Raw genomic sequence first — 20,959 nt, 5'->3', positions numbered from 1 at the left:
TTATATGCGTACAACAAATACAATCAACCCACTCATACAGGAGAAAACAGCATGATGAACCTATATATGACCCCTCACCAACGTGCCCATATGCGCCGCCGCATGATGCAGGGCGACCGTATTGCCCGCAACGCGGCTGCCAACTGTGATATTCACATCCCCGTAGATGTGCGTGAAGATGCAGAAGCCTATGAAATCATTGCCACGCTGCCCGGCCTAAGCGCCGACGATATTAACATTGAGATCCAAGAAAATATTGTCGGCATCCACGGCGAGTTCAAAACCGAAGAAGACACCGAAGGCTACTTGCGCCGCGAGCGCCCTGCCGGAACCTTCCAGCGCCACCTGCGCTTCCCGGCAAATCTGGTATCCGACGATGCCGAAGCCGCTCTCAAAGATGGCATCCTCACCTTGCGCATCCCCAAAGTGGAAGAACAGCGCCCCATCACCATTAAAGTCAACAAGAAATAAGCACCACCAGGCATCTCTTCTCCGAAAAAAGCCAGGCCATAGGGTCTGGCTTTTTTCACTTAATATCGACTATACTTGAGATACTGTCATGAAAGGAGTTTCACCAATGACCGCATTGCTTAATCTCAACACGGCCTCGGCCGAAGAACTCACCTCTCTTCCGGGAGTTGGCCCGGCAATCGCCGAGCGCATTGTTGCGGCGCGCCCTTTTGTCGATGCGAATGAACTGCAAACCATCGAAGGCATTGGCGCGGCGCTGTTTGACCGTCTGGTTCCATTGGTGGAAATCGCGGGGGATGACATTGCCCCGGAGGCAGAACCCCTTGAAGAAACACCGGCCACCCCCGAGGAAGCCCCGCCCCCCGAAGCCGAAACGGACGCGCTCGAAGTGGATGCCGAAATCCCCACTGATGGTCTTGCTCCCGAAGAACCTGCCGCGCCATCCATCCCGCCCGAAGAAAAGCCCAAAACCAGCATCACCCGCGGGCAGGCATTGCTGATGTCGTTGGGCAGCAGTTTTCTGGCCTTTGTTTTAGCAGCGGCCCTGGTCTTCGGTGTGCTGGTGGGTCTCAACGGCGGGCTGCGCTTTGTAAGCCCTGCCGAACTGGCGCAACTTGAACGGCAAATCGAAGGCATGCAAGTGCAGCTCGATATTACAACTCAAGATATTGAAGGCTTGCGTGCCCGACTCGACAATCTCGAAGATGTCAGCCAGCAGGTCGCGCAACTGAGCGACGACGTGGCCGCGGTGAACGCACAGGCCGATGCGTTGAGCAGCGATGTTGAAGCGCTACAAGCAGAAAGCGCGCAATTTGAAGACTTTTTCACCGCGCTACGTGCGCTTCTCAATGACCTGTTTGGTGCAGATGCGCCCTGATTGCTTCCGCAAATAACCGAAATATTGTAAAATACGCGCTGAGATAAGACCTCCAAAATCTTTCGAAAGTTTTGCCCAACTGAGCGGCTTTTGCAAGACTTCGGAGGTCTGCGAATAAAAAAATTGGAGACTAATATGACCGATCTGGGAAACGCATTCCCCGTCCCTGAACCCCAACCCGATGAGATTGAAGCCCAAACCGGCCCCGAACTGCCAAATCTGGAAAAACTTACGACCCAAATTCCAGACGATGCCGCCCCCGAAGCCGAAGTTGAGCTTACCCAAAAACCAGAAAGCAAAATTCGCCGCTTTTTCCGCGCCCTGCTGCGCTGGACACTGGGCGTGCTGATTGTATTTGGCGCCGGTTTTATTGCGGCAATTTTCTTGCTCTATCGCCCTGAAACCACCGCCAGCAAAATGCAACAGGCCGAATTGCAAAACCAACTCACCGCCGCCGAAGCACAGATCGCCGATCTCGAAGCCCAGATCAACGGCCTCAGCCCCCTGGCAAATGAAAATAAAACCCTGGTAGCAAGCCAGACGGAATATGAACTGCGTATATTGCTCATCGATGCCCGCCTGGATGTGAGCGACGCGCTTCTGGCACTCGCTGAAAACGATCCTCCACGCGCACAAGTCGTACTGGATCGCACCACTGAAAAATTTGCCGCTATGAAAACGTTGCTTCCTGCAACCCAAAGCGGTGTGGTCACAGGTATGGAACAACGCCTGACGTTAATTCTGGCCGAAATTGAAGATGATCCCTACGCGGCCCAATCCGATCTGGATGTATTGGCAAATTCGCTATTGGAGTTGGAAGATTCGCTCTTCAGCACCCCCTGAGCCTGTATTTTTGTGTTTACAGCTTTCATCACATCTTAAACAATTAACCAAGAAAGGCGGGGCGCGATGCGCCCCGCCTTTTTTGGTTAAACTTTATTCGTAATCAAAAACCGGGGTTTCAATCGTCCGCATGGGCTTCTTGTGCCCCATAATAATCAGTTGCAAATTCTCAACAGTTTCCGGCGAAAAAAATTCTTCGCCAGTTTCCTCATTCACACGCGCAGGCACATTCTCAACGATGAAAAAATTCCCGTTCTTATACAATGTATATGCAATCTTCTTTTCTACGAGTTTTGTAGCGCTTTCTTCTGTGGGCATAGGAACTCCATTTCTATAATTTCAGGGCTTTCACGTCGGCAAAGCAGGAAAACCGAATTAGCCTGTCGGTAACGAAATACAAAAAACGGGCGACAATGTCGCCCGCTACTTTTTATGGCTCCGATGGAGTCGGCTGATCAAACTGCTCGCCTTCGGCACTGCGCTCGGCATACAAAAACCAATCATTCACCGAAGCAAAACGGTCGGGGGTGTCAAAAAGCGGGCCAATCCGTACGCCCTGAACCTGAGCATCCACCCCATAGGTATACATCGGGTAATATAATGGCAGTGCGGGGAGCGCGTTGGCGAAACGCACCTGGAAATTACGGTAAAGCCGCGTGCGCTCGGTCGGATCAACTACAATGCGCGCCTGCTCCAGATACTCACTGGCCTGGCGATCATCCCATTTGGAATAATTCTGCCCGCCAGTAGCCTGAGTCTGATGCCAGAAGGGGTAAGGATCGGGGTCGGGCGAGCGGAAGAGATTTAAATCAACCAGCGCGGCATCATAATCACGCGTATCCAGGTAATTGCTAATCAATTCATCATAGGGGACAGCGCGTAATTCCACGCCAATGCCCAGCGCCTGCCAATTCTCACGGATGATGCCCGCCAGGGAGGTGTACGGTTCCCCCTCGGGGTGGAGCAATGTGAACGAAAAAGCGACTCCATCCTCGTTGGCGCGAACTGCCCCCCCCGATGCCGGGATCGTATACCCAGCAGCCTTGATGGTTTGTACAGCTTTATCGGCATCGTAGTCAATGCGTGAAATGCCATCATAATATGCCCAGGTATTTGGGAAAATCGGCCCATCGGCGATGGCGGCCTGACTGTTGAGTACGCGGTCCACCATCCATTGGCGGTTGAGGCCCATCAGCAGCGCTTTGCGAATTTCGGCATCCTGGAAAAAGGGCATACCCTCATCATCGAGATTGAGTAAAATCAACGCCAGTTCGGGCAGCCTGCCGGTGTAGAAGTTGAGATCAGGTTCGGCCAGCGCGGCTTCCAGAATCTCCGGCGTGATCTGGCTGATGCCGCTGACCTCGCCAGCCTGGTAAGCAGCCAGCGCTGAAGCGGCATCGGGATAATAGCGAAAAATAACTTGATCGATAAACGGACGTCCATCGAAATAGTCATCGAAGGCGGTGAGGGCAACCCCTTTTATCAGGTCGTCTTCGACAATGAGTTGCTCGAAGCGGAAGGGGCCGCTCCCAATGGGAGTCATATTATAGGGATCATTGACCAACCCCTCAGGAGTCTGTCCCCCCAGCCGGTGAAACGGGAGAATCCCAAAAGAAAGCTGATCCAAAAACGGAGCAAAGGGTTCGGGCAGGCGAAACTGAATGGTATGTTCATCCAGGGCTTCAACTTCGATTTCGCTCCAGAATTGGCGCAAATCTTCAGGCATGGGCAAGGCCGGTTCTTTGAGCAGATTGATCGTATACACAACATCGGCGCTGGTAACCGGGGTGCCGTCATGCCAGAGCGCATCCACGCGCAGCGAGAAATTATATACTGTGCCATCGCGTGAGATTCCCCACGATTCGGCTAATTCAGGCTGGGGCAGACCGCGATCATCAAAATATATCAGGCGGCTGTAGATCAGGCGGTTTACATCGCGATCGGCTGCGTTGTAATAGGCCAAAACCGGGTTGAGGCGCGAGAATTGACCTATCAGCCCTTCGGTGTAACTGCCGCCGGTAATCGGCTCAGGGGACAACGGTTGTACAGTAACCGGTTGCTGCCCCAGCAGCAACACACCAATGGCAATAAGCGCCAAAAAGACAATCAGCAGTTGCCAGCGTAATCGTTTCATATTTTTAAAAGTCTAAAATAGGGGTATGTGGCAGCGCTATGTACCACCGCATATCCCTATTTTGGCTTCGTTTTCTAGCCGGTGAAAATAACAGTCAGAATAGCTAGCAGGAAGAATAAAAAGGCTAAACCAATCGTCACACGGAAGAGCAGTTTTTCCACGCCGCGGCGTGCCGTGAAGACACCACCGGTATCACCGCCCGTCAAACCACCCAAACCAGCGCCTTTGCTTTGCAAGATCACACTGGCAACCAGTGCAATTGACGTTATAATCAGAGCTACATCCAAATAAGCTTCCACAATAAAACCTCCAAGAATTTACGTACTTGTGCAGCGAAAGCCCGAAAATAGGGATATGCGAGAGTGCGTAAGCGCCTGCGCATATCCCTATTTTTAGGATACTTTCTGAGCAGGGCTGGATTATACCTTTCGTCAATGGAAACGTCAAACCATCATGGATATTTACGAATACGTCATTAACCTGCATATGCACACCCCTTACTCGGACGGGTATGGCTCGCACGCTGAAATTGCTGCCGCCGCGCAGCGCGCGGGCCTGGATGTTGTGATCGTTACAGACCATAATGTGTGGGTCAATGGCCCCGAAGGGTATCATGGCGAGGGAGAGCAACGCGTACTCATGCTAGTTGGCGAAGAAATCCACGACCAAACTCGCAAACCGCAAAAAAATCACCTGCTCGTCTTCGGTGCAGACCGCGGTTTGGGACCATTTGCCAAGAACCCCCAACGCCTGATCGATGCGGCCAATGAAGCCAACGCGCTCACTTTTTTAGCGCATCCCTACGACCCGCCAGCCCCCGCCTTCAACCAGGATGACCTTTCGTGGGTTTCCTGGGATGTGAAAAACTATACTGGCATCGAATTATGGAACGGACTTTCGGAATTTAAATCGCTTCTCAAAAATAAGCTCAAGGGAATCTATTATGCGTACAACCCGGCCGCGATTGCCAGCGGGCCACCCCCCCAGGTACTCGAAAAATGGGATGAGTTGCTCAATAGCGGCCAACGCGTAGTTGCCGTGGGCGGCTCCGATGCGCACGCGCTGCCCGTCAATCTGGGGCCGTTACGCCGAACGCTATTTCCTTACGAATTCCATTTCAAATCCATCAACACCCATATCTTCACCAATGAATCTTTTAACGGTCAGGCTGCCCACGACCGCCGTCTTGTGCTGGATGCGCTGCGGAAGGGTCACGCCTTTGTAGGCTATGATCTCCCGGCTTCGACGCGCGGCTTCCGTTTTACAGCGCAAGGATTGGGCAAAAACGCCTTATCTGGCGACACGATTCCAGCATCCAACGGGGTGACATTGCAAATCAAACTTCCCCAGCGCGCCGATATTGAACTGCGCAAAGATGGCGCAGTTCTCAAAACCTGGAAAAATAGCGATATTGCCGCCCACATCACCACCGAGCCAGGCGTTTATCGCGTTGAAGTTTTTACGCACTATCTCGGCAAGCGCCGCGGCTGGATTTACAGCAACCCGATTTATGTGCGCTGATGAGTGAAAAACCGCGCTCCATGCGCGTGGAGGGGATTATTCTCAAACACCGCAATTGGGGGGAAGCCGATCGCATGTTAGCGATCTGTACCCGCGAATTGGGCAAAGTTCAGGTCGTTGCCAAAGGCGTGCGCAAGCCGCGCTCGCGCAAAGCCGGGCATATTGAACCCTTCACCTGTTCCAGCCTGCAACTGGCCCGCGGGCGCAGTTTTTATACCCTCACCCAGGCCGAAACCCTACTGCCTTTTTTGAACCTGCGCGAAGACCTGGTTTCACTGGGTTATGCATCCTACCTGATCGAATTGCTGGATCGCTTCACCTATGATGAAGAAGAAAACCCGGCAATCTACCGCTTGCTAAAAAATACGTTGGTATATCTGGAACGCGGCGACGCGCCCCCGGCGGCAGTCCATTATTACGAGATTCGCCTGCTCGATCAAGTGGGGTTCCGCCCACAATTATTCAGATGTGTGAGCTGTGAGCGCGAGATACAGCCCCAAAATCAGTTTTTCTCTGCCCCCCAGGGGGGAGCGGTGTGCCCCCGCTGTGGTGATACGACACCCGATGTGCGGCCTATCTCGATGCAAGCCCTCAAATACCTGCGCCACTTTCAGCGCAGCAGCTACGAAGATGCCGCCCGCGTCAACTTTGGCCCTGCGATCGAGGCTGAAATTGAACGATTAATGGGCTATTACCTCACCTATCTCCTTGAGCGCGGGCTAAATAGCCCCAACTTTATCCGCCGCATGCGCGAATAACGCTTCCTTCGTGTATAATGATTTCATGGCAAAAGACCCCCTCGTAGCAACCATCGGGAAACTGCTTTCCTCACGCGGTTGGCGTTTGACGGTAGCTGAATCCTGCACCGGAGGGTTGCTTGCCGATCGCATCACTGATGTGCCTGGCTCCTCACAGTATTTTGTCGGTGGATTTGTAGCTTACGCGTATGAGGCCAAAGTCAACCTGTTGGGCGTAGAATGGCCGATTTTGGAAAAATACGGTGCGGTTAGCGAAGAAATTGTTCTGCAAATGGCCCACGGCGCCCGCTGCGCCCTCGATGCCGATATTGCCCTATCCATCAGCGGAATTGCTGGCCCTGGGGGAGCCACACCTGACAAACCCATCGGTCTCACCTGGATTGGCCTATGCACGCCCAACCATGAAGAAGCCCGACGCTTTATTTGGCAAGGTGATCGCCGCAGCAATAAAGAACAATCTGCGCATGCAGCCCTGAACCTATTAGCGGAATATTTGGAATCATAACTGTGGAACCCATCGAAGTCATTGCTCATTTTGATCGTGAAGGAAAAATTGTCCCGCGCAGTTTCGCTTGGCAGCGGCGCACCTTCCGCGTCGATTCAATTGGCCGCCGCTGGAATGGACGCGATGGCCTTCACATCATGGTGATGACACCGCGCAATCGCGCCCACCATCTACTTTTTGATACAGCGAAGGGTATCTGGTATCTGGTGCGCGGCAGCGATGTGCCAACAATCCCCCTCGTTTAGATTCAAGCTAAACATCAGGGGCACCCCATCGCCGCTTTCTGAATTAATTGAAAATATCCTAAGTGAAGTCCTTTAAAAACCCTGTCATTTTTGAAGATTGCTTCGCCGCCTACAGCGGCTCGCAATGACATCGTTTTTCAGATACTTTCCAATACATAAAAGGACTTTTTATAGCTATCTTAAAAGAATAAGACGAAAGTCCTCTTGTATCGGCATCATTTTCTACTATGCTATTAACTGAGAAGCAAGACCAAGCACGCCGTTTCTCAAGTTTACTATTTGTAAAAAGTAATCTGATGGCAAACAGATAACTTTACAAAATCCAATTACCTGATTGCAAGCGCATTGTGAGGAGGTGCTCTATGAAATATCTTTCTGCAATCATCCTGGTAGCCGTTCTGCTGACATTGCCGGGGGCCAGTGTTTTCGCTGCTCCAGGCCCGACAGTGGATGCAGGATTAGCTGCCGAACCCGCCGGGACGGGCGTTTACCCGACTTTTGTGATTACAGCAGTTTCACAAAACAATTGGGTTGAAATTCGCACGGATAACCTTCCTGCCAACGAGAATTTCACCGTCACGATGGGTTATATGGGTTCGGGAGGCTTCGGGACGGTAGTAGCCACTACCTATTCCAATACAGGGGGCAGTATTGTTGTCCGCTATACCGTTCCCGCTTACTTGTATAACCAGGGACAAATCGCCATTCGTATGGTTGGGCAATCTTCAGGTTATTTCGCGTATAACTGGTTCTATAACAACAACGCAAATGTAGCCGGTCCGGCCCCAGCGCCCAGCGCGCCCGCGTATGGTGGGTATCCATCGTTTGCAATTACTGCGGTGCAGCAAGACAAAAACGTGACAATTGCCCCCAGCAATTTCCCGCCCAATGAGACTTTCTGGGTGCGTCTGAACTGGATGCACACACAAGGTCTGGCCGGGTATATTGTGCAAACGGTACATACCGATGCAAATGGAGTTCTGGATGATATGGTATATCCCATCCCTGATTTCTTGAAGGGATCGTATCAGATTGCTGTTCGGCTGGAAAGCCCGAATTACCCCTACTATTTCGCCTACAACTGGTTCTACAACAACAACGCTCCGTAGCGCATCCCGCGCGGGGTGCGTGTCCTCCCTGGAGATGGACGCGCCACCCCGGAGCCTGATCTGAATATCCACCTAAAAACAGAGCCTGATAAAATGATCAGGCTCTGTTTTTAGGCTATTTCCCCAAACGGGCGCGCTCTTCATCCACAATACTGGCATCCAGCTTACGGAATAACGGTTCGGGTTGATTAAGCGGGCTTCCAGACTGAATCGGACTGCTCTCCCAACGCCCGGTGGCTTTATTGGGAATATAGCGCAGAACGGTGTGTTCGCCAAGATTGTCCTGGCGAGCCTCGACAACCTGCTCTCCGAATAGTGGCGCGGTATAGCCAAAAAAGGTGTGTAGTTTTTCGCTGGTGAAGGGCAAGAAGGGCGCAAAAAGCACTTTGAGCGCGTCGATGGCGCGCATGGCCGTATAGATGGTGGTCGCGGCGGCAGCTTTGTCGTTCTTGATTTCAAACCAGGGCGCGGCGGTGTCGATGTATTTATTAGTCTCAGAAGCCAGACGCATGGCCTCGCTGAGGGCCGCACGCAACTTGACGGATTCAATCAACTCGCCCACGGTTTGGAACCCGGCTTCGATAACTGCCAGGATTTTTTTGTCGGCGGGGCGCAATTCTTGGGGCGTAGGGACAACGCCCTCCCAATGTTTGTAACCAAACGATAGCACGCGGTTGGCAAGATTGCCCCAGGTGGCAACCAGTTCGTTGTTGTTGCGCGCCAGGAACTCGTCCCAGTCCCAATCGGTGTCTTTGCTTTCGGGCATATTGACGGTGAGATAGTAACGCAGTGGATCGGGGTCGTAGCGCGTCAGAGCATCACGGCCCCACACCGCCCAGTTGCGGCTGCCACTAATTTTTTGCTTCTCCAGATTCATGAACTGGTTGGCGGGCACATCGTAGGGCACAGTAAGTTTTTTGCCGCTTTCCTCGGTGAAGATCTCAACAAAACGCTCACCTGCGCCCATCAATTCGGCAGGCCACAAAGCCGTGTGAAAGAAAATATTATCTTTGCCGATGAAATGGAACGTTCGCGCTTCGGGGTTCGTCCACCAGTTTTCCCAGGCAATGGGGTCGCCTTCCACCTGCGCCCATTCGATGGCCGCGGAGAGATAGCCAATCACGGCTTCAAACCACACATACAGGCATTTGCCTTCCCAACCTTCTACCGGCACAGGGATGCCCCAATCGAGGTCGCGGGTGATGGGGCGGGGTTTCAAGCCGTCGCTTTCGATCTTGCGCAGCGATTCACCGAGCACGGTATCGCGCATATAGTGTTGGCGCTGGCGCAAAAAATCGATCACATCGGGTTCCAGCTTGGAAAGATCGAGATAAAAATGCTCGGTGTCTCGCAATTCCAGTGCGTCTCCGGTTTTGGCGTGGGGGTTGATGAGTTTTTCCGGCTCCAGCACATTGCCGCAAGCATCGCACTGATCGGAGCGCGCCCCCTCGGTGCCACAGATATAACAGGTGCCCTCAACATAACGATCGGGCAAGAATTTTCCCGATGTAGTGGCACACCACTGCGGGCGGATTTCAGTGTAGAGAAAGCCGTTATCTTTCAGCGCCAGAAAGATGCTCTGGGAAACCTTGAAATGATTCTGGGTGTGGGTGGTAGTGAAGAGATCGTAAGAAATCCCCAGCCCCTGAAAGAGTTCAAGAAAGCCGTCATGGTATCCCTTATAGACTTCTTCAACGGGTTTGCCCTCCGCATCGGCGCGCAGCGTCACCGGTGTGCCGTGCGAATCGGTGCCACTGACCATCAGGGCGTGATTGCCTTTAAGGCGATGATAGCGGGCAACAATATCTCCCGGCAGATGCGAGCCGGTGATATTGCCCACATGGATTTCAGCATTGGCATACGGCCAGGCGATAGCGATTAAGATGTTCTGTGGCATAAAGGGCCTCCTGCGACGAGATTTATCACGAATGAGATCGAATTTTCCGAATGACACGAATGAAATCGGCGCTTTCCGAAAACATTTGTATAATTTGTGTATGGGTCAATAGTAGCTTGAACAGCGAAACCATCGTGGTCATTCCGAGCGCAGCGAGCGTAGCGAGGAATCCCTTTGAAGCGGCTTGATTTATCACTTGCACTGGCACTTTTCAACATTCTGGTTATGGGATTCTTCACTCCGCTACGCTCCGTTCAGAATGACGCGTGTTCAAGCTTGTGTTGACGATTACACATTTGTATAATTTGTGCCATTCGGGTGCATTCGCGATAAAACGTTTGTGTAGCTGGTTATCAATTGTACAAGAAAAAAGGCTGCCGATGGGGCAGCCCTTTGAAGTTGGTTTTGCGAAAACGTTAGTACAAATTTTCCACCTGAAAGGCTGCCTGCTTACTGGCGCGGCACATCATCATGCGCATCATCGGCATGGCAGCCTGCATATTGGGGAAGTATGTATGTGTTTTCATACTAAAAATGAGTTTAAACGGGGCGCTTCAATTTGTCAAGCCGCGAACCTTGAGCGCCATCAATTATCGTTCTCCAAAAGTGATTTTAGCACTGAGAGCCGCGGATCTATATAACTTTCCGCGTGGCCACAGTCTCCCAAATTGCGATTGACCCCGCACGTAGGGCATAGCCCTTTACAGTCTGGGCGGCACACAGAACTGATCGGCACTTCGATCAACATATAATCGCGCAAGATTGGGGCAAAGTCAATTTTGCCATCATGTGGCAAGACCATTTCAGTATTGGTATCCGCTTTATTGGGCAATGTGAATAGTTCAGAAAATTTACATGCCAAAGGCTGCGATATCGCTTCAAGACAACGTCCGCAAATCGCATTGACTGCCGCCTCAAAATGAGCCTGCGTCAACAGGCCATTGGCTGTACGCGAAATATGTATTTCGCCAATCAAGTTTTCTACCAGCAGTTCAGCATCCAGCCTGAGTTGGGAAAATTCAAAATCAAAAACTCGGCTGTAGCCAACTTCTTCGTGTGCAATAAAACCTACTTCAAGCAGTAAGGCCAGATCAGGTTTCGACATTGTTATCACCTTTTGGGGAAGAATGGGGTGCTGGCATTATAGCACAGCGATTCTTTAATCCACAAAGATTTTTGCCAATTCTCCAATCTTAAGCTAAGATTATGTCATGATCAATGTCATCATCGTGGACGATCATCCCATTGTACGGGCAGGGATGAAAACTGTGCTCAATAGCGCGCCGGAAATCACCGTCATTGCGGAAGGCTGCAACGGCGAAGATGCCTTGACGCTCGTACGCGCAAAACAGCCCCATGTGCTGGTGTTAGATTTGAATCTACCCGACATCAACGGGCTGGAAGTTACACGCCAATTGATTGCGCAGGGAGTCTCCACCGCCATATTGGTGCTGACCGCCCTCGATGATGCCCAAATGATCTTCAGCTTGCTGGAGAGCGGCGCCACCGGCTACGTATTGAAAGATGAAGCTCTGGAAACCTTAGCCCACGCCGTCCATGCCGCGGCCCGCGGCGAAAGTTGGCTCAGTCCCACGGTTGCCAGCAAAGTCATCCGGCAAGCGGTGCGCGGAGAGCAGCCGCCCACTTTGGGGGTAGAAAAAGCATCTCAACCGCAATCACCCCTAACTCGGCGCGAGATGGAAATCCTGCAACTGCTTGCCCAGGGCCTGGATAATGCCGCCATCGCGGCGCAACTCGTCATCACCAAACGCACCGTCCAAAATCATATTAGCAATATTTATGGCAAACTGGGTGTCGATTCACGCACCGAGGCCATGCTCTACGCCATCCGCGAGGGTTGGGCAAACCCGTAAATCGAGAAACTGTAATGCAACAACGAATTCAACAAGCAATTTTCACTCTGCTGGCGCTGGTGATACCGGCGTTTGCACTTTTTCAGAGTTACGAATTATGGCAGGCAGGCGCGTCGGAACTTGACCTGGCGAATATTATCCCGGCGCTGCTGCTAACCCTGACGTACTGGCTCATTGGTCTGATATTGCTCTTGCGCCTGTTCCAGCGGGTGGAAGCGCGCCTGCTCTTTTTGCTTTCACAATGTATTGGTCTGGCGCTGCTAATTCCGCTGGCGTACCCCGACCCGCGCCACGCCCCATTTTTTGCGCTCTCGGTCAGCATTACCGGGCTGCACTTTTCCGGCCCGCTGCTGCTTCACCTGCACATCAGCTTTCCGCGGCGGCTGGGGGGAAACCCGTGGCGGCGGCGAATTTTGGTAAGCGGATACATACTGGCCGCTGCCTCAGCGCTGGCCTGGTGGCTGCAAGCGGCTCCCTGGTGGCAGGTTGGCATTCTCTACACCGTTGGTGTGATTATGCTCGCAGTGGGGATTCTCATTTTTATGTACTACCGCCGCTCCAGCGCCGACGACCGCCAACGCCTGCGTCTGGTCGTGTTAGGCACAGCGCTGCCGACTTCCTTCATCATCTTTTTCGATATGCTGCCCACATTGGCTGGTTTTTCACTGCGCGTGCCCACCTGGGCGCTTGCCTTGCTGCTGATCTTCAATCCGCTCAGTTACGCCTACGCCATCTCGCGCCGCGATCTGCTCGGCGTTGACCGTCTGCTCAATCGCGCCTTGGTCTATGCCATTCTTTCAATTGGAATTTTTGGCTTTTACCTGGGACCGTTTTTGCTGCTCTACCGGCTGATGCCAGAAAATATCGGGCTGCAAATGATAATCATTTCTGGATTAACCCTTTTTGTGGGCTGGTCCTTCAATGGGGCGCGGATGCGTGTCCAACGCTGGGCAGATCAAATCTTCTACGGGGGGTGGTACGATTACCCAGGGGTGGTCGAAACCGTCAGCGATGCGCTGGCCGCCAGCACCGAGCGCAGCCAGATTTTTGCCGTACTCACGCGTCAGGTGCCAGAGATGATGCAGCTTGCCAGCGCCAACCTGTGGATCGGCCGGGCCAACGCCACATACCCCCACACCCCGCCGCAGCAAGAGCGTTTTCGCTTCAAATTCCAAAGCGAAGTGCCCGCCCAATGGACGGTGAGCGCCCACAAAGATGGCAGCGATCTCACCGAAAACGACCATCGCATTCTTAACACCCTGGCCAGGCAAGCTGAAATCGCTATTAATAACATGCTGCTCATCGAAACCCTGCGAACACAACTCGATGAAATTCAGATCAGTCGCGAAGCGCTGGCCCAAGCGCAGCGCCAACTTTTACGCTCGCGTGAAGATGAACGCGCCCGTCTGGCGCGTGATCTGCACGACAGCCCCATCCAGACGTTGGTAGGGTTGAATATACAATTAGGATTATTGCTTTCTACAAGTTCTCTTCCTCCAGTTGTAGGGGAGGGGCCCATTGGCCCCAGGGAAACCATCAGCGAAATGCGCGCCGAAGTGCGCGGCTTGCTGGGCGAATTGCGCCAAGTCTGCGCCGACCTGCGCCCGCCCATGCTGGATGCGTTGGGGTTAGGCGCAGCTTTGCGCGCCCACGCCGATGAGTGGGGCCAACAAAATAATATCCGCGTTCATTTTGATGCCCCGGAAGATATAACCCTGAGCAAGCTCCCCGACGAAGTGGCGGTGAATTTATTCCGGGTGGCGCAGGAAACCCTGGGGAATATCAGCAAACACGCCCGGGCCTCGTCTGTGAACATTCACCTGCGGGGAGACGAACATCAACTTCAACTCATCATCCACGACGATGGGCGCGGCTTCTCGAAGCCGCCCACACTCAACGGGCTCCCCTCCCAAAATCATTTTGGCTTGGTGGGGATGCGTGAGCGCATTGAATTGATTGGGGGCGATTGGTCGCTTGAATCGAAGCCAGGCGAAGGCACGCGCGTAGATGTAGCGTGGAAACACGCGTAAATCGTAATCTTCCAGTACCCTTGTACCGAGTCTGACACAAAAAAACAGTACCGCGCCCTGATGCAGGCGGCGCGGTATTTTGCTATGCTGTATTCACTATGACTAGCGTATTGATTGTAGACGACCAACCTGTATTTCGCCGCCAGCTTCGACAACTCCTAACCCACGCCGGGTTGGAAGTTGTCGCGGAGGCGGGCGACATCACCGAGGCCAAAGCGATGGTGTGCCAATTTCAGCCGGAAATTGCCGTAGTAGATGTGATGCTACCGGGTATCAGCGGGCTGGAAGGCACACCCCAACTCAAGGCTTTAGCCGGTCACCTGCGAGTAATTCTCGTCAGCGCATATCAAAACTTTGAGCAAGCTGCTGCGCAAGTCGGCGCAGATGATTTTATCCCCAAAGATGAGCTTGATTTAGAAACCGTCTTATTATGGAAAGGCACTTAGGAGGCTACCATGAACCCCAAAAAAGTACTTTTTACCCTGATGCTATTGGCCCTCGCCCTGGGGGTTACAGCCTGCATCCCCGAGGATTCGGCCCCACAACGGGCCTGGATTGATTACCCTATCGAGGGTGAGATTCTCGCGGTTGGCGAACCTGTCAGCGTGTTTTCGCACGGCTACGCGCGTGATGGTCTTGCCGAAGCGTTGCTCACGATCAACGGAGAAGCCTACCGCCGCGACAGTTACCCATCCTCCGGCACTGATTTTGACCAACTATACCAGGAATGGCGACCTGAGGCTCCCGGCATGTATACCTTGCAAGTCACCGTATACGATGTGAACGGCCTGGCCAGTCTTCCGGCTACGGTTTCTGTACAAGTTGGCGAAACCGCTGTGGAGGTTGTCGAAGTCATTGAAGAACTGCCCCCACCCACAGCCACCTTCACCCCCGAAATTTCGGAAACCCCCACTAACACGCCCGAAATCCCCCATACGCCTACATTTACGCCCACCAACACGCCTACCTTGCATCCACCCACGTGGACACCTACCCATACCAACACCCCCGTTCCAGCCGATACTGCGCCGCCGCCTGTCCCTGCGCCCGTAGTGCCCGCCAACAACCTCGAACTCTCCTGCAGGGCATCGCAAACTCTGGCCTGGACTCCCGTAAGTGATCCCAGCGGCATTGATGGCTACTTTGTGGAACTCGAAAAAGAAGTCACCACTGGCAATTGGCAAAATGCTGGCGAGTGGGGGCCGATCAGTGGAAAGCAAATTGATGTCGCCGTAGATTGCGGCTTGCGCTACCGCTGGGTGGTGCGCGCTCGCGATGGCGCTGGCAACTTCAGCGACTGGTCTGGCATTTCAAACTTCGCCATCCTTTTGGACTAAAAAAACACACCACAAAGACACAGAGAACACAGAGATTTTTGTATGGTTCAATAAAGTTCTCTCCGTGCTCATAAAACAACTCTGTGAACTCCGTGTCTCCGTGGTAAATCGCTTTCTGCAATTGCCAAACTCAATTACAAACTCACCAGGAGTCTGATATGAACGCAAATTACGCTCAAGCCCCTACATACCACCCGCCGAAACGGCGCAGCAAACTCCCCATTGTTGTCGCTATTCTCGGCACCCTCTGCGCTTTCACCGCCGTACTCGCCCTCGCCGGATACTACTTCTTCGTTCCCCAAGAAACCACCCTCCCTGTAGTGCTCATCCGCGAGCCTCAACATGGCGACCAATTTCTCGTCGGCGAGCGCGTGACCGTACGCGCCCTGGCGCGTGATGAAAATAACATCACCCGCATCGAATACTGGGCTGACGGGCAACTGCTCTACGCCCAAACCAGCAGCCTGCCCGGCGGGGTCTCCCCCTTGCCGCTGCTCACCAGTTGGCAGCCCACAACCCCTGGCGCACACACTTTAGTAGTGCGTGCTTTCAACAGCCAAAATCAACGCAGCCAGGCCAGCGTCGATGTGGAAGTGATCGAAATTCTCGACCAGGATAACGACAGCATCCCCGACGCCGAAGATACTTGCCCCGACCAACCCGGATTTTCCGCCACAGATGGCTGCCCGGATGCGGATGGGGATGGCGTGGCCGATGCCGAAGATGCCTGCCCCGATGAAGTCGGCGTGGCCGAAGCAGGTGGCTGCCCCGCAGCAGATGCGGACGACCTCGATGGGGATGGCGTACTCAACGCAGATGATGCCTGCCCCGAAGAGGGTGGCCCCGCCCCCTCGGCTGGCTGCCCTGACCGCGATGGCGACTTTGTCCACGACGCTATAGACGCCTGCCCCGACGAAGCCGGTAGCGGCGATGATGGCTGCCCGGTTCCGCCTGCCGCTGAACCCGCGGGTGATGGCGGCGCTCCGCTTCCCGATGGTGGCGTTCCAGTACCTGAAGGCGGCGATCCGGGCCTGGACATCCCCGACAGCGATAGCGATGGCGCCAGCGACGATATTGATCCCTGCCCGGATGAAGCTGGCCTGCCCGAACACGGCTACTGCCCCCCGCCCGAAGACCCGGCTCCCGAAGATGATGGCGGCGTACCCTTTGGCCCCATCCCTGACGGTGGCGTGGAAGAAACTGTCTATTCGGTTGAGTTTGATGCCCTGTCGTTCGAAGTCACCTCCGACGACTACGAATGGGTCTGGTGCTACGTACTGGCCGGAGACACCGGCTGGGAAAACTACCGCTTTGAACCCTCCGGCGTGCGACGCTGGAACCTGGAAGAGCAATTTGGCGGCGCGAACAGCCGCACTTTCTGGCTCGGAGAAGGCCAACAAATGCGAGTCAGCCTGCAATGCTGGGGCTGGCCGGGTTCGCCCCCATCGCATTATCTGGGCCTTCACCAGGCATCCTATGGCCCCGAAGATTGGCTCGGACAAGTACACACCATCCACTCTGAAGAAGGTGATGCCGGCCACGCCTTCACGGCTGAATACCGCCTGTGTTCGCCATCTTGTGATGAATCTGCTTTCCCACCGCCGCGCATCCACACCCAATACTTCTGGCTTGGACGCCAACAACTGGTCTGGGCTTGGGATGGCAATCTCGACGAAATCAGCGGCTATGCTGTCTATATCGATGGCGCGCGCACCCGCTTTGTCGATAAGAGTCGCAACTCCATCGTGATTGACGATTACCTGCCCGCGTGCGGCGAAACCCGCGAAATCCAGGTCACAGCCACCGACATCAGCGGAGGGTTTTCGGCTGAACGCGAGTCGCCACTAAGCAACACCTGGGTCATCGAAGGCGAACCCTGCCCATCCATTGCCCGCATCACATTCCAAACATTGCGCACTTACAATCTTCCTGAAGATTATGGCCGTGAATATTGCCAGGGTTTTACCGGCCCCATTGGCGGCTCTTTTTGGGCCACAGGCAGTGATGATGTCAGCTTGCGTCTGGATACTGCCTACCGCGCAATTTGGAATTACCTGGTAGGCGTCTGCCTCCAAGATAACTACGACCATCCCATTCCGATGCTTTTTGATGAATGCGGCGAAGAAGTTGTCATAGGCATGAGCGACCGAGATCGCTCACTCATCCATTGTCCGGCGACAAACGTCGTCGAAGTTCCTTTCGGCCCGGATGACGACCTCAGCTTTGGCGGATGGATCTATGAAACAGACCCCGATGGCATGTGGTTTAACCTTTTCTCCGGTGAAATCACCAGTCCTGCAGTCGCCGGATCGCGACAAATTAACAGCGAATATGTCATCAGCGATGAGCGCGGCTATATGGATCTGATTGTCACCATTGAAATCCTGCCATCCGGCCCGTAAACCGTTTTTTATCAGGAAGCCATGAAAGTAGGAAAAATTTCATGGCTTCCTGGTTTCCTTATGAGCTTGTCTACGAACAGGAGCAAACCATGCACAAACAACTTCGCTACGCCTTTATTGTAATTTTCCTGCTCAGTCTGCTGGCCTGCAACTTTACCAGCCTGAACGCTACCGAACCTCCGCCCGCAGCGCAGCCTGCCACGCAGCCCGCCGCTTCCTTCGACGCGCCAACTATGGCCTCTGCACCGCCGCAAACCCTGCCCGCAGACCTGATCCAGCCCGAAGACCTGGATTATCTGGGCGCTTTCCGCCTGCCAGCCGATGCCCCCGACGAAATCGGCTGGGCGTGGAGTAATTGGTCATCTGCATTAGCCTACTACCCCGAGGGCGATCCCGATGGTGCAAGCGATGGTTTCCCCGGTTCGCTCTTCGGCACCGGCCACGACTGGAATCAATTTGTGTCTGAAATCAGCATTCCTGCGCCGGTAATTTCCCCTACGAAAAATATAGAAGATTTGAATACCGCGGCAACCTTGCAGCCCTTTGCCGATATTCGCGGCGGCCTGTTTGATGATCTGGAACTACCGCGTGTTGGTCTGGCCTATCTGCCTGCACAGGGCGAACAAAGCGCAGGAAAACTCTATTTTGCGTGGGCGCCGCATCTCGATGAAGGCGCAACCAATCCATCACACGGATGGGCCTCTCTCGATCTCAGCAATCCGCAAACTGCGGGCGCCTGGCGAATCGCCGACTATGGCAATTACGTCACCGGCGATTATATCTTCCCGATCCCACAATATTGGGCCGATTCGTACACCGGCGGCATGTCGCTGGCGACCGGGCGCATGCGCGACGGTGGTCAGAGCGGGCAAGGTCCGGCGCTCTTTGCAATTGCTCCCTGGCAAAGCGGCAACCCGCCCACCGCAGGCAGCACGCTCCCGGCCACACCCTTGTTGTTGTATCAGGATGTTATTGTCGAAAATGGTATTACCCTGGACAATTATCATCATTCCGATGAATGGACCGGAGCAGCCTGGCTCGCAGCGGGTGAAAAGTCGGCCGTGATTTTTGTGGGCAACAAGGGTCTGGGTGAATATTGGTATGGCAACCCGGATGGCCCCTGCTTGGAGTGCGATGAACGCGGCTGGTGGAGTAGTGAATTTGTTGCCCAAATAGTATTCTACAATCCTGCCGATCTCGCCGCCGTAGCCCAGGGCACAATGGAATCCTGGGAGCCGCAACCCTACGCGGCGCTGAATATTGACGAATATCTCTACCACATCAAGGGCGTAATGCAAAAGCACCACGTCGCCGCGGCGGCTTTTGACCCCGACAACGGCCTGCTGTATATCGTCGAGCCATTGGCCGATGAAGAACGCTCCATTGTGCATGTCTGGCAGGTTCAACCTTGACACCTGCGCCAATTCGCAGATAATTGGACTCAACAACTAAAAAAGTAGGACAGGGTTAAATAACCTGTCCTACACCTTTAAAGGCAATGACGGAGAAAAGTACATCTGCAGAAACCCCCAGAGAGGCGCGGGCATAGGCTGAAACCCCCGCCGGGCCGAACCAGACCGAAGTTCCCTCCTGAGCCGCTCAGGGGAAAAGCGCCCATGCGCCAGTAGTCTGAGCCGTTATCCCAACGTTATACGGGAAGCCAATCGCCCGATCAGGGCCGTTGGAACCAAGTGGGTCGCGCTAGCGACCAACAAGGGTGGTACCGCGGGAAATCACTCCCGTCCCTTTTTGTGGGATGGGCGTTTTTATTTAATTTCGGAGGTGGAAGTTGCTCGACAAATTGGAACAAATCAGGCAGGATGCGCTGCGCGCACTTGCCGATACACAGGATGAAACATCCCTAGACCAGTGGCGGGTAGCCCATTTAGGGCGTAGTTCTGCCATTATGGATGTCTTCAAAAATATGGGCGCGCTCGCGAAAGAAGAACGCGGCCCAGTGGGACGCGCCGCCAATGAAGTCAAACAAGCCCTCGAGGCAGAACTGACTCAGAAAACGGCGACCCTCGCCGAGGCCGCGCTGACGCGCTCCCTCACCCAGGATAAGCTCGATGTCACTCTCCCGGGGCGCGCCATCCCACGCGGACGTTTGCATCCCGTCACCCAAACCCTGCGCGAAATTTACCGCGTCTTCGCCGATATGGGCTTCCAGGTCTATCTCTCGCGCGAAGTCGAGACGGATGAGTACAACTTCCAGTATCTCAACTTCCCGCCGCATCACCCGGCGCGCGAGATGCAAGACTCATTTTACGTTGAATCCGCCGACGAGCGCGGCGACAACCCCATGCTGATGCGCACGCACACCTCTGGCGGGCAAATTCACGCGATGCGCGAATATTCGGCAGAGAACCCTGAATACCCACCCCCTGTGCGTATTATTTTGCCGGGGATGTGTTACCGCAACGAGCAGGTCAGCACGCGTTACGAGAGCCAGTTCACCCAGGTGGAGGGGCTGGCCGTGGGCGAAGAGATTACCTTCAGCGATCTGAAAGGCACGCTGAGCGATTTTGCTCGCCGCATGTTCGGGCAAAATGTGCGCTCACGCTTCCGGGCTTCGCACTTCCCCTTCACCGAACCCAGCGCCGAGATGGATATTGAATGCTTCTTGTGCGGCGGCGAAGGCTGCGGCGTGTGCAAACATTCCGGCTGGCTGGAGATTTTGGGCTGCGGCATGGTACACCCCACCGTACTCACCAACGGCGGCTACGACCCTGAACAATATACCGGTTTCGCCTTCGGCATGGGGCCAGAACGCATCACCATGCTGCGCCATCATATTGAAGATATTCGCTATTTCTGGGCGAATGATATGCGTTTCTTGGAGCAATTTTAGGGATTTCACCACAAAGGCACTAAGGCACAAAGAATTTCAAATCTTTTCTTAGCTGGACTTTATCCATTTGCACATTAACAAAAGCAGGGTAAGCTAGGACATTTC

20 protein-coding genes and 1 other annotated feature are annotated in these 20,959 nt (G+C 54.0%); of the genes, 15 read left to right on the top strand and 5 right to left on the bottom strand.

Annotated elements, in window-relative coordinates:
* Positions 1-51: 51 nt before the first annotated feature.
* The 3 genes from HN413_15770 to HN413_15760 all read left to right on the top strand — a co-directional run bounded on the left by HN413_15770 (position 52) and on the right by HN413_15760 (position 2,191).
* The gene (locus HN413_15770; protein MBT3391857.1) at positions 52-471 is read left to right on the top strand and encodes an Hsp20/alpha crystallin family protein; all 420 of its coding nucleotides are present in this window, start codon (positions 52-54) and stop codon (positions 469-471) included.
* 106 nt (positions 472-577) lie between these two features.
* Positions 578-1,348 (top strand): hypothetical protein, encoded by a 771-nt coding sequence (locus HN413_15765; protein MBT3391856.1) that lies wholly within the window; start codon positions 578-580, stop codon positions 1,346-1,348.
* A gap of 135 nt (positions 1,349-1,483) precedes the next feature.
* The gene (locus HN413_15760) at positions 1,484-2,191 is read left to right on the top strand and encodes a hypothetical protein (GenBank protein MBT3391855.1); all 708 of its coding nucleotides are present in this window, start codon (positions 1,484-1,486) and stop codon (positions 2,189-2,191) included.
* 93 nt (positions 2,192-2,284) lie between these two features.
* On the opposite strand, the gene HN413_15755 is transcribed toward HN413_15760, so the two are convergent.
* The 3 genes from HN413_15755 to secG all read right to left on the bottom strand — a co-directional run bounded on the left by HN413_15755 (position 2,285) and on the right by secG (position 4,624).
* Entirely contained in the window at positions 2,285-2,509 is a 225-nt protein-coding gene (locus HN413_15755) for a hypothetical protein (protein MBT3391854.1), read from the bottom strand.
* Positions 2,510-2,621: 112 nt separating this feature from the next.
* Entirely contained in the window at positions 2,622-4,325 is a 1,704-nt protein-coding gene (locus tag HN413_15750; GenBank protein MBT3391853.1) for a peptide ABC transporter substrate-binding protein, read from the bottom strand.
* 74 nt (positions 4,326-4,399) lie between these two features.
* The gene (gene secG / locus HN413_15745; GenBank protein MBT3391852.1) at positions 4,400-4,624 is read right to left on the bottom strand and encodes a preprotein translocase subunit SecG; all 225 of its coding nucleotides are present in this window, start codon (positions 4,622-4,624) and stop codon (positions 4,400-4,402) included.
* A 154-nt stretch (positions 4,625-4,778) separates the two neighbouring features.
* Between secG and HN413_15740 the strand changes: the two genes are divergently transcribed.
* The 5 genes from HN413_15740 (at position 4,779) to HN413_15720 (ending at position 8,463) form a co-directional block, all read left to right on the top strand.
* Positions 4,779-5,846, top strand: coding sequence for a CehA/McbA family metallohydrolase (locus HN413_15740; GenBank protein ID MBT3391851.1), 1,068 nt, complete (start codon positions 4,779-4,781; stop codon positions 5,844-5,846).
* Positions 5,846-6,604, top strand: a complete 759-nt coding sequence (gene recO / locus HN413_15735) for a DNA repair protein RecO (GenBank protein MBT3391850.1) — start codon at positions 5,846-5,848, stop codon at positions 6,602-6,604. Before HN413_15740 ends, recO begins: the two co-directional genes overlap by 1 nt.
* 25 nt (positions 6,605-6,629) lie before the next feature.
* A complete protein-coding gene (locus HN413_15730) occupies positions 6,630-7,109 on the top strand; it encodes a CinA family protein (GenBank protein MBT3391849.1) in 480 nt (159 codons plus the stop codon).
* 2 nt (positions 7,110-7,111) lie between these two features.
* Positions 7,112-7,354, top strand: a complete 243-nt coding sequence (locus HN413_15725) for a hypothetical protein (GenBank protein ID MBT3391848.1) — start codon at positions 7,112-7,114, stop codon at positions 7,352-7,354.
* A gap of 362 nt (positions 7,355-7,716) precedes the next feature.
* Positions 7,717-8,463 carry a hypothetical protein gene (locus HN413_15720; protein ID MBT3391847.1) on the top strand — a complete coding sequence of 249 codons (747 nt, stop codon included), beginning with the start codon at positions 7,717-7,719 and terminating at the stop codon, positions 8,461-8,463.
* 115 nt (positions 8,464-8,578) lie between these two features.
* Here the strand turns inward: HN413_15720 and metG are convergent, their stop codons facing one another.
* Together metG and HN413_15710 are read right to left on the bottom strand one after the other, a co-directional pair.
* Complete coding sequence (metG, locus tag HN413_15715) at positions 8,579-10,360, bottom strand: methionine--tRNA ligase (GenBank protein MBT3391846.1); 1,782 nt, start codon at positions 10,358-10,360, stop codon at positions 8,579-8,581.
* A gap of 586 nt (positions 10,361-10,946) precedes the next feature.
* Complete coding sequence (locus HN413_15710) at positions 10,947-11,465, bottom strand: DUF177 domain-containing protein (GenBank protein ID MBT3391845.1); 519 nt, start codon at positions 11,463-11,465, stop codon at positions 10,947-10,949.
* Between the two features lie 106 nt (positions 11,466-11,571).
* Here HN413_15710 and HN413_15705 point away from each other — a divergent pair, with 106 nt between their 5' ends.
* The 7 genes from HN413_15705 (at position 11,572) to pheS (ending at position 20,854) form a co-directional block, all read left to right on the top strand.
* Positions 11,572-12,234, top strand: coding sequence for a response regulator transcription factor (locus HN413_15705; GenBank protein MBT3391844.1), 663 nt, complete (start codon positions 11,572-11,574; stop codon positions 12,232-12,234).
* A gap of 14 nt (positions 12,235-12,248) precedes the next feature.
* A complete protein-coding gene (locus HN413_15700) occupies positions 12,249-14,264 on the top strand; it encodes a hypothetical protein (GenBank protein MBT3391843.1) in 2,016 nt (671 codons plus the stop codon).
* Between the two features lie 98 nt (positions 14,265-14,362).
* Positions 14,363-14,710 carry a response regulator transcription factor gene (locus HN413_15695; protein ID MBT3391842.1) on the top strand — a complete coding sequence of 116 codons (348 nt, stop codon included), beginning with the start codon at positions 14,363-14,365 and terminating at the stop codon, positions 14,708-14,710.
* 9 nt (positions 14,711-14,719) lie between these two features.
* Positions 14,720-15,601 (top strand): hypothetical protein, encoded by an 882-nt coding sequence (locus tag HN413_15690; GenBank protein MBT3391841.1) that lies wholly within the window; start codon positions 14,720-14,722, stop codon positions 15,599-15,601.
* Positions 15,602-15,759: 158 nt separating this feature from the next.
* Positions 15,760-18,003 (top strand): Ig-like domain-containing protein, encoded by a 2,244-nt coding sequence (locus HN413_15685; GenBank protein ID MBT3391840.1) that lies wholly within the window; start codon positions 15,760-15,762, stop codon positions 18,001-18,003.
* Between the two features lie 41 nt (positions 18,004-18,044).
* On the top strand, positions 18,045-19,415 hold the full coding sequence (locus tag HN413_15680) for a hypothetical protein (GenBank protein MBT3391839.1): 1,371 nt from the start codon (positions 18,045-18,047) through the stop codon (positions 19,413-19,415).
* 77 nt (positions 19,416-19,492) lie between these two features.
* Positions 19,493-19,753, top strand: a binding site (T-box leader).
* 39 nt (positions 19,754-19,792) lie between these two features.
* Positions 19,793-20,854 carry a phenylalanine--tRNA ligase subunit alpha gene (pheS, locus tag HN413_15675; GenBank protein MBT3391838.1) on the top strand — a complete coding sequence of 354 codons (1,062 nt, stop codon included), beginning with the start codon at positions 19,793-19,795 and terminating at the stop codon, positions 20,852-20,854.
* Positions 20,855-20,959 lie beyond the last annotated feature (105 nt).

Source organism: Chloroflexota bacterium, assembly GCA_018648225.1.
Taxonomy (GTDB): Bacteria; Chloroflexota; Anaerolineae; order Anaerolineales; family UBA11858; genus NIOZ-UU35.
Note: the sequence above shows the minus strand (reverse complement) of the source record. Positions and strands in the feature narration are given on the sequence as shown.

Coding starts and splice junctions, on each gene's coding strand:
- HN413_15700 (MBT3391843.1), top strand. CDS start 12,249: ATGCAACAACGAATTCAACAAGCAATTTTCACTCTGCTGGCGCTGGTG.
- HN413_15690 (MBT3391841.1), top strand. CDS start 14,720: ATGAACCCCAAAAAAGTACTTTTTACCCTGATGCTATTGGCCCTCGCC.
- HN413_15750 (MBT3391853.1), bottom strand. CDS start 4,325: ATGAAACGATTACGCTGGCAACTGCTGATTGTCTTTTTGGCGCTTATT.
- HN413_15770 (MBT3391857.1), top strand. CDS start 52: ATGATGAACCTATATATGACCCCTCACCAACGTGCCCATATGCGCCGC.
- recO (MBT3391850.1), top strand. CDS start 5,846: ATGAGTGAAAAACCGCGCTCCATGCGCGTGGAGGGGATTATTCTCAAA.
- HN413_15720 (MBT3391847.1), top strand. CDS start 7,717: ATGAAATATCTTTCTGCAATCATCCTGGTAGCCGTTCTGCTGACATTG.
- HN413_15705 (MBT3391844.1), top strand. CDS start 11,572: ATGATCAATGTCATCATCGTGGACGATCATCCCATTGTACGGGCAGGG.
- HN413_15685 (MBT3391840.1), top strand. CDS start 15,760: ATGAACGCAAATTACGCTCAAGCCCCTACATACCACCCGCCGAAACGG.
- HN413_15695 (MBT3391842.1), top strand. CDS start 14,363: ATGACTAGCGTATTGATTGTAGACGACCAACCTGTATTTCGCCGCCAG.
- HN413_15755 (MBT3391854.1), bottom strand. CDS start 2,509: ATGCCCACAGAAGAAAGCGCTACAAAACTCGTAGAAAAGAAGATTGCA.
- HN413_15710 (MBT3391845.1), bottom strand. CDS start 11,465: ATGTCGAAACCTGATCTGGCCTTACTGCTTGAAGTAGGTTTTATTGCA.
- HN413_15765 (MBT3391856.1), top strand. CDS start 578: ATGACCGCATTGCTTAATCTCAACACGGCCTCGGCCGAAGAACTCACC.
- HN413_15740 (MBT3391851.1), top strand. CDS start 4,779: ATGGATATTTACGAATACGTCATTAACCTGCATATGCACACCCCTTAC.
- HN413_15730 (MBT3391849.1), top strand. CDS start 6,630: ATGGCAAAAGACCCCCTCGTAGCAACCATCGGGAAACTGCTTTCCTCA.
- metG (MBT3391846.1), bottom strand. CDS start 10,360: ATGCCACAGAACATCTTAATCGCTATCGCCTGGCCGTATGCCAATGCT.
- HN413_15680 (MBT3391839.1), top strand. CDS start 18,045: ATGGCTTCCTGGTTTCCTTATGAGCTTGTCTACGAACAGGAGCAAACC.
- HN413_15760 (MBT3391855.1), top strand. CDS start 1,484: ATGACCGATCTGGGAAACGCATTCCCCGTCCCTGAACCCCAACCCGAT.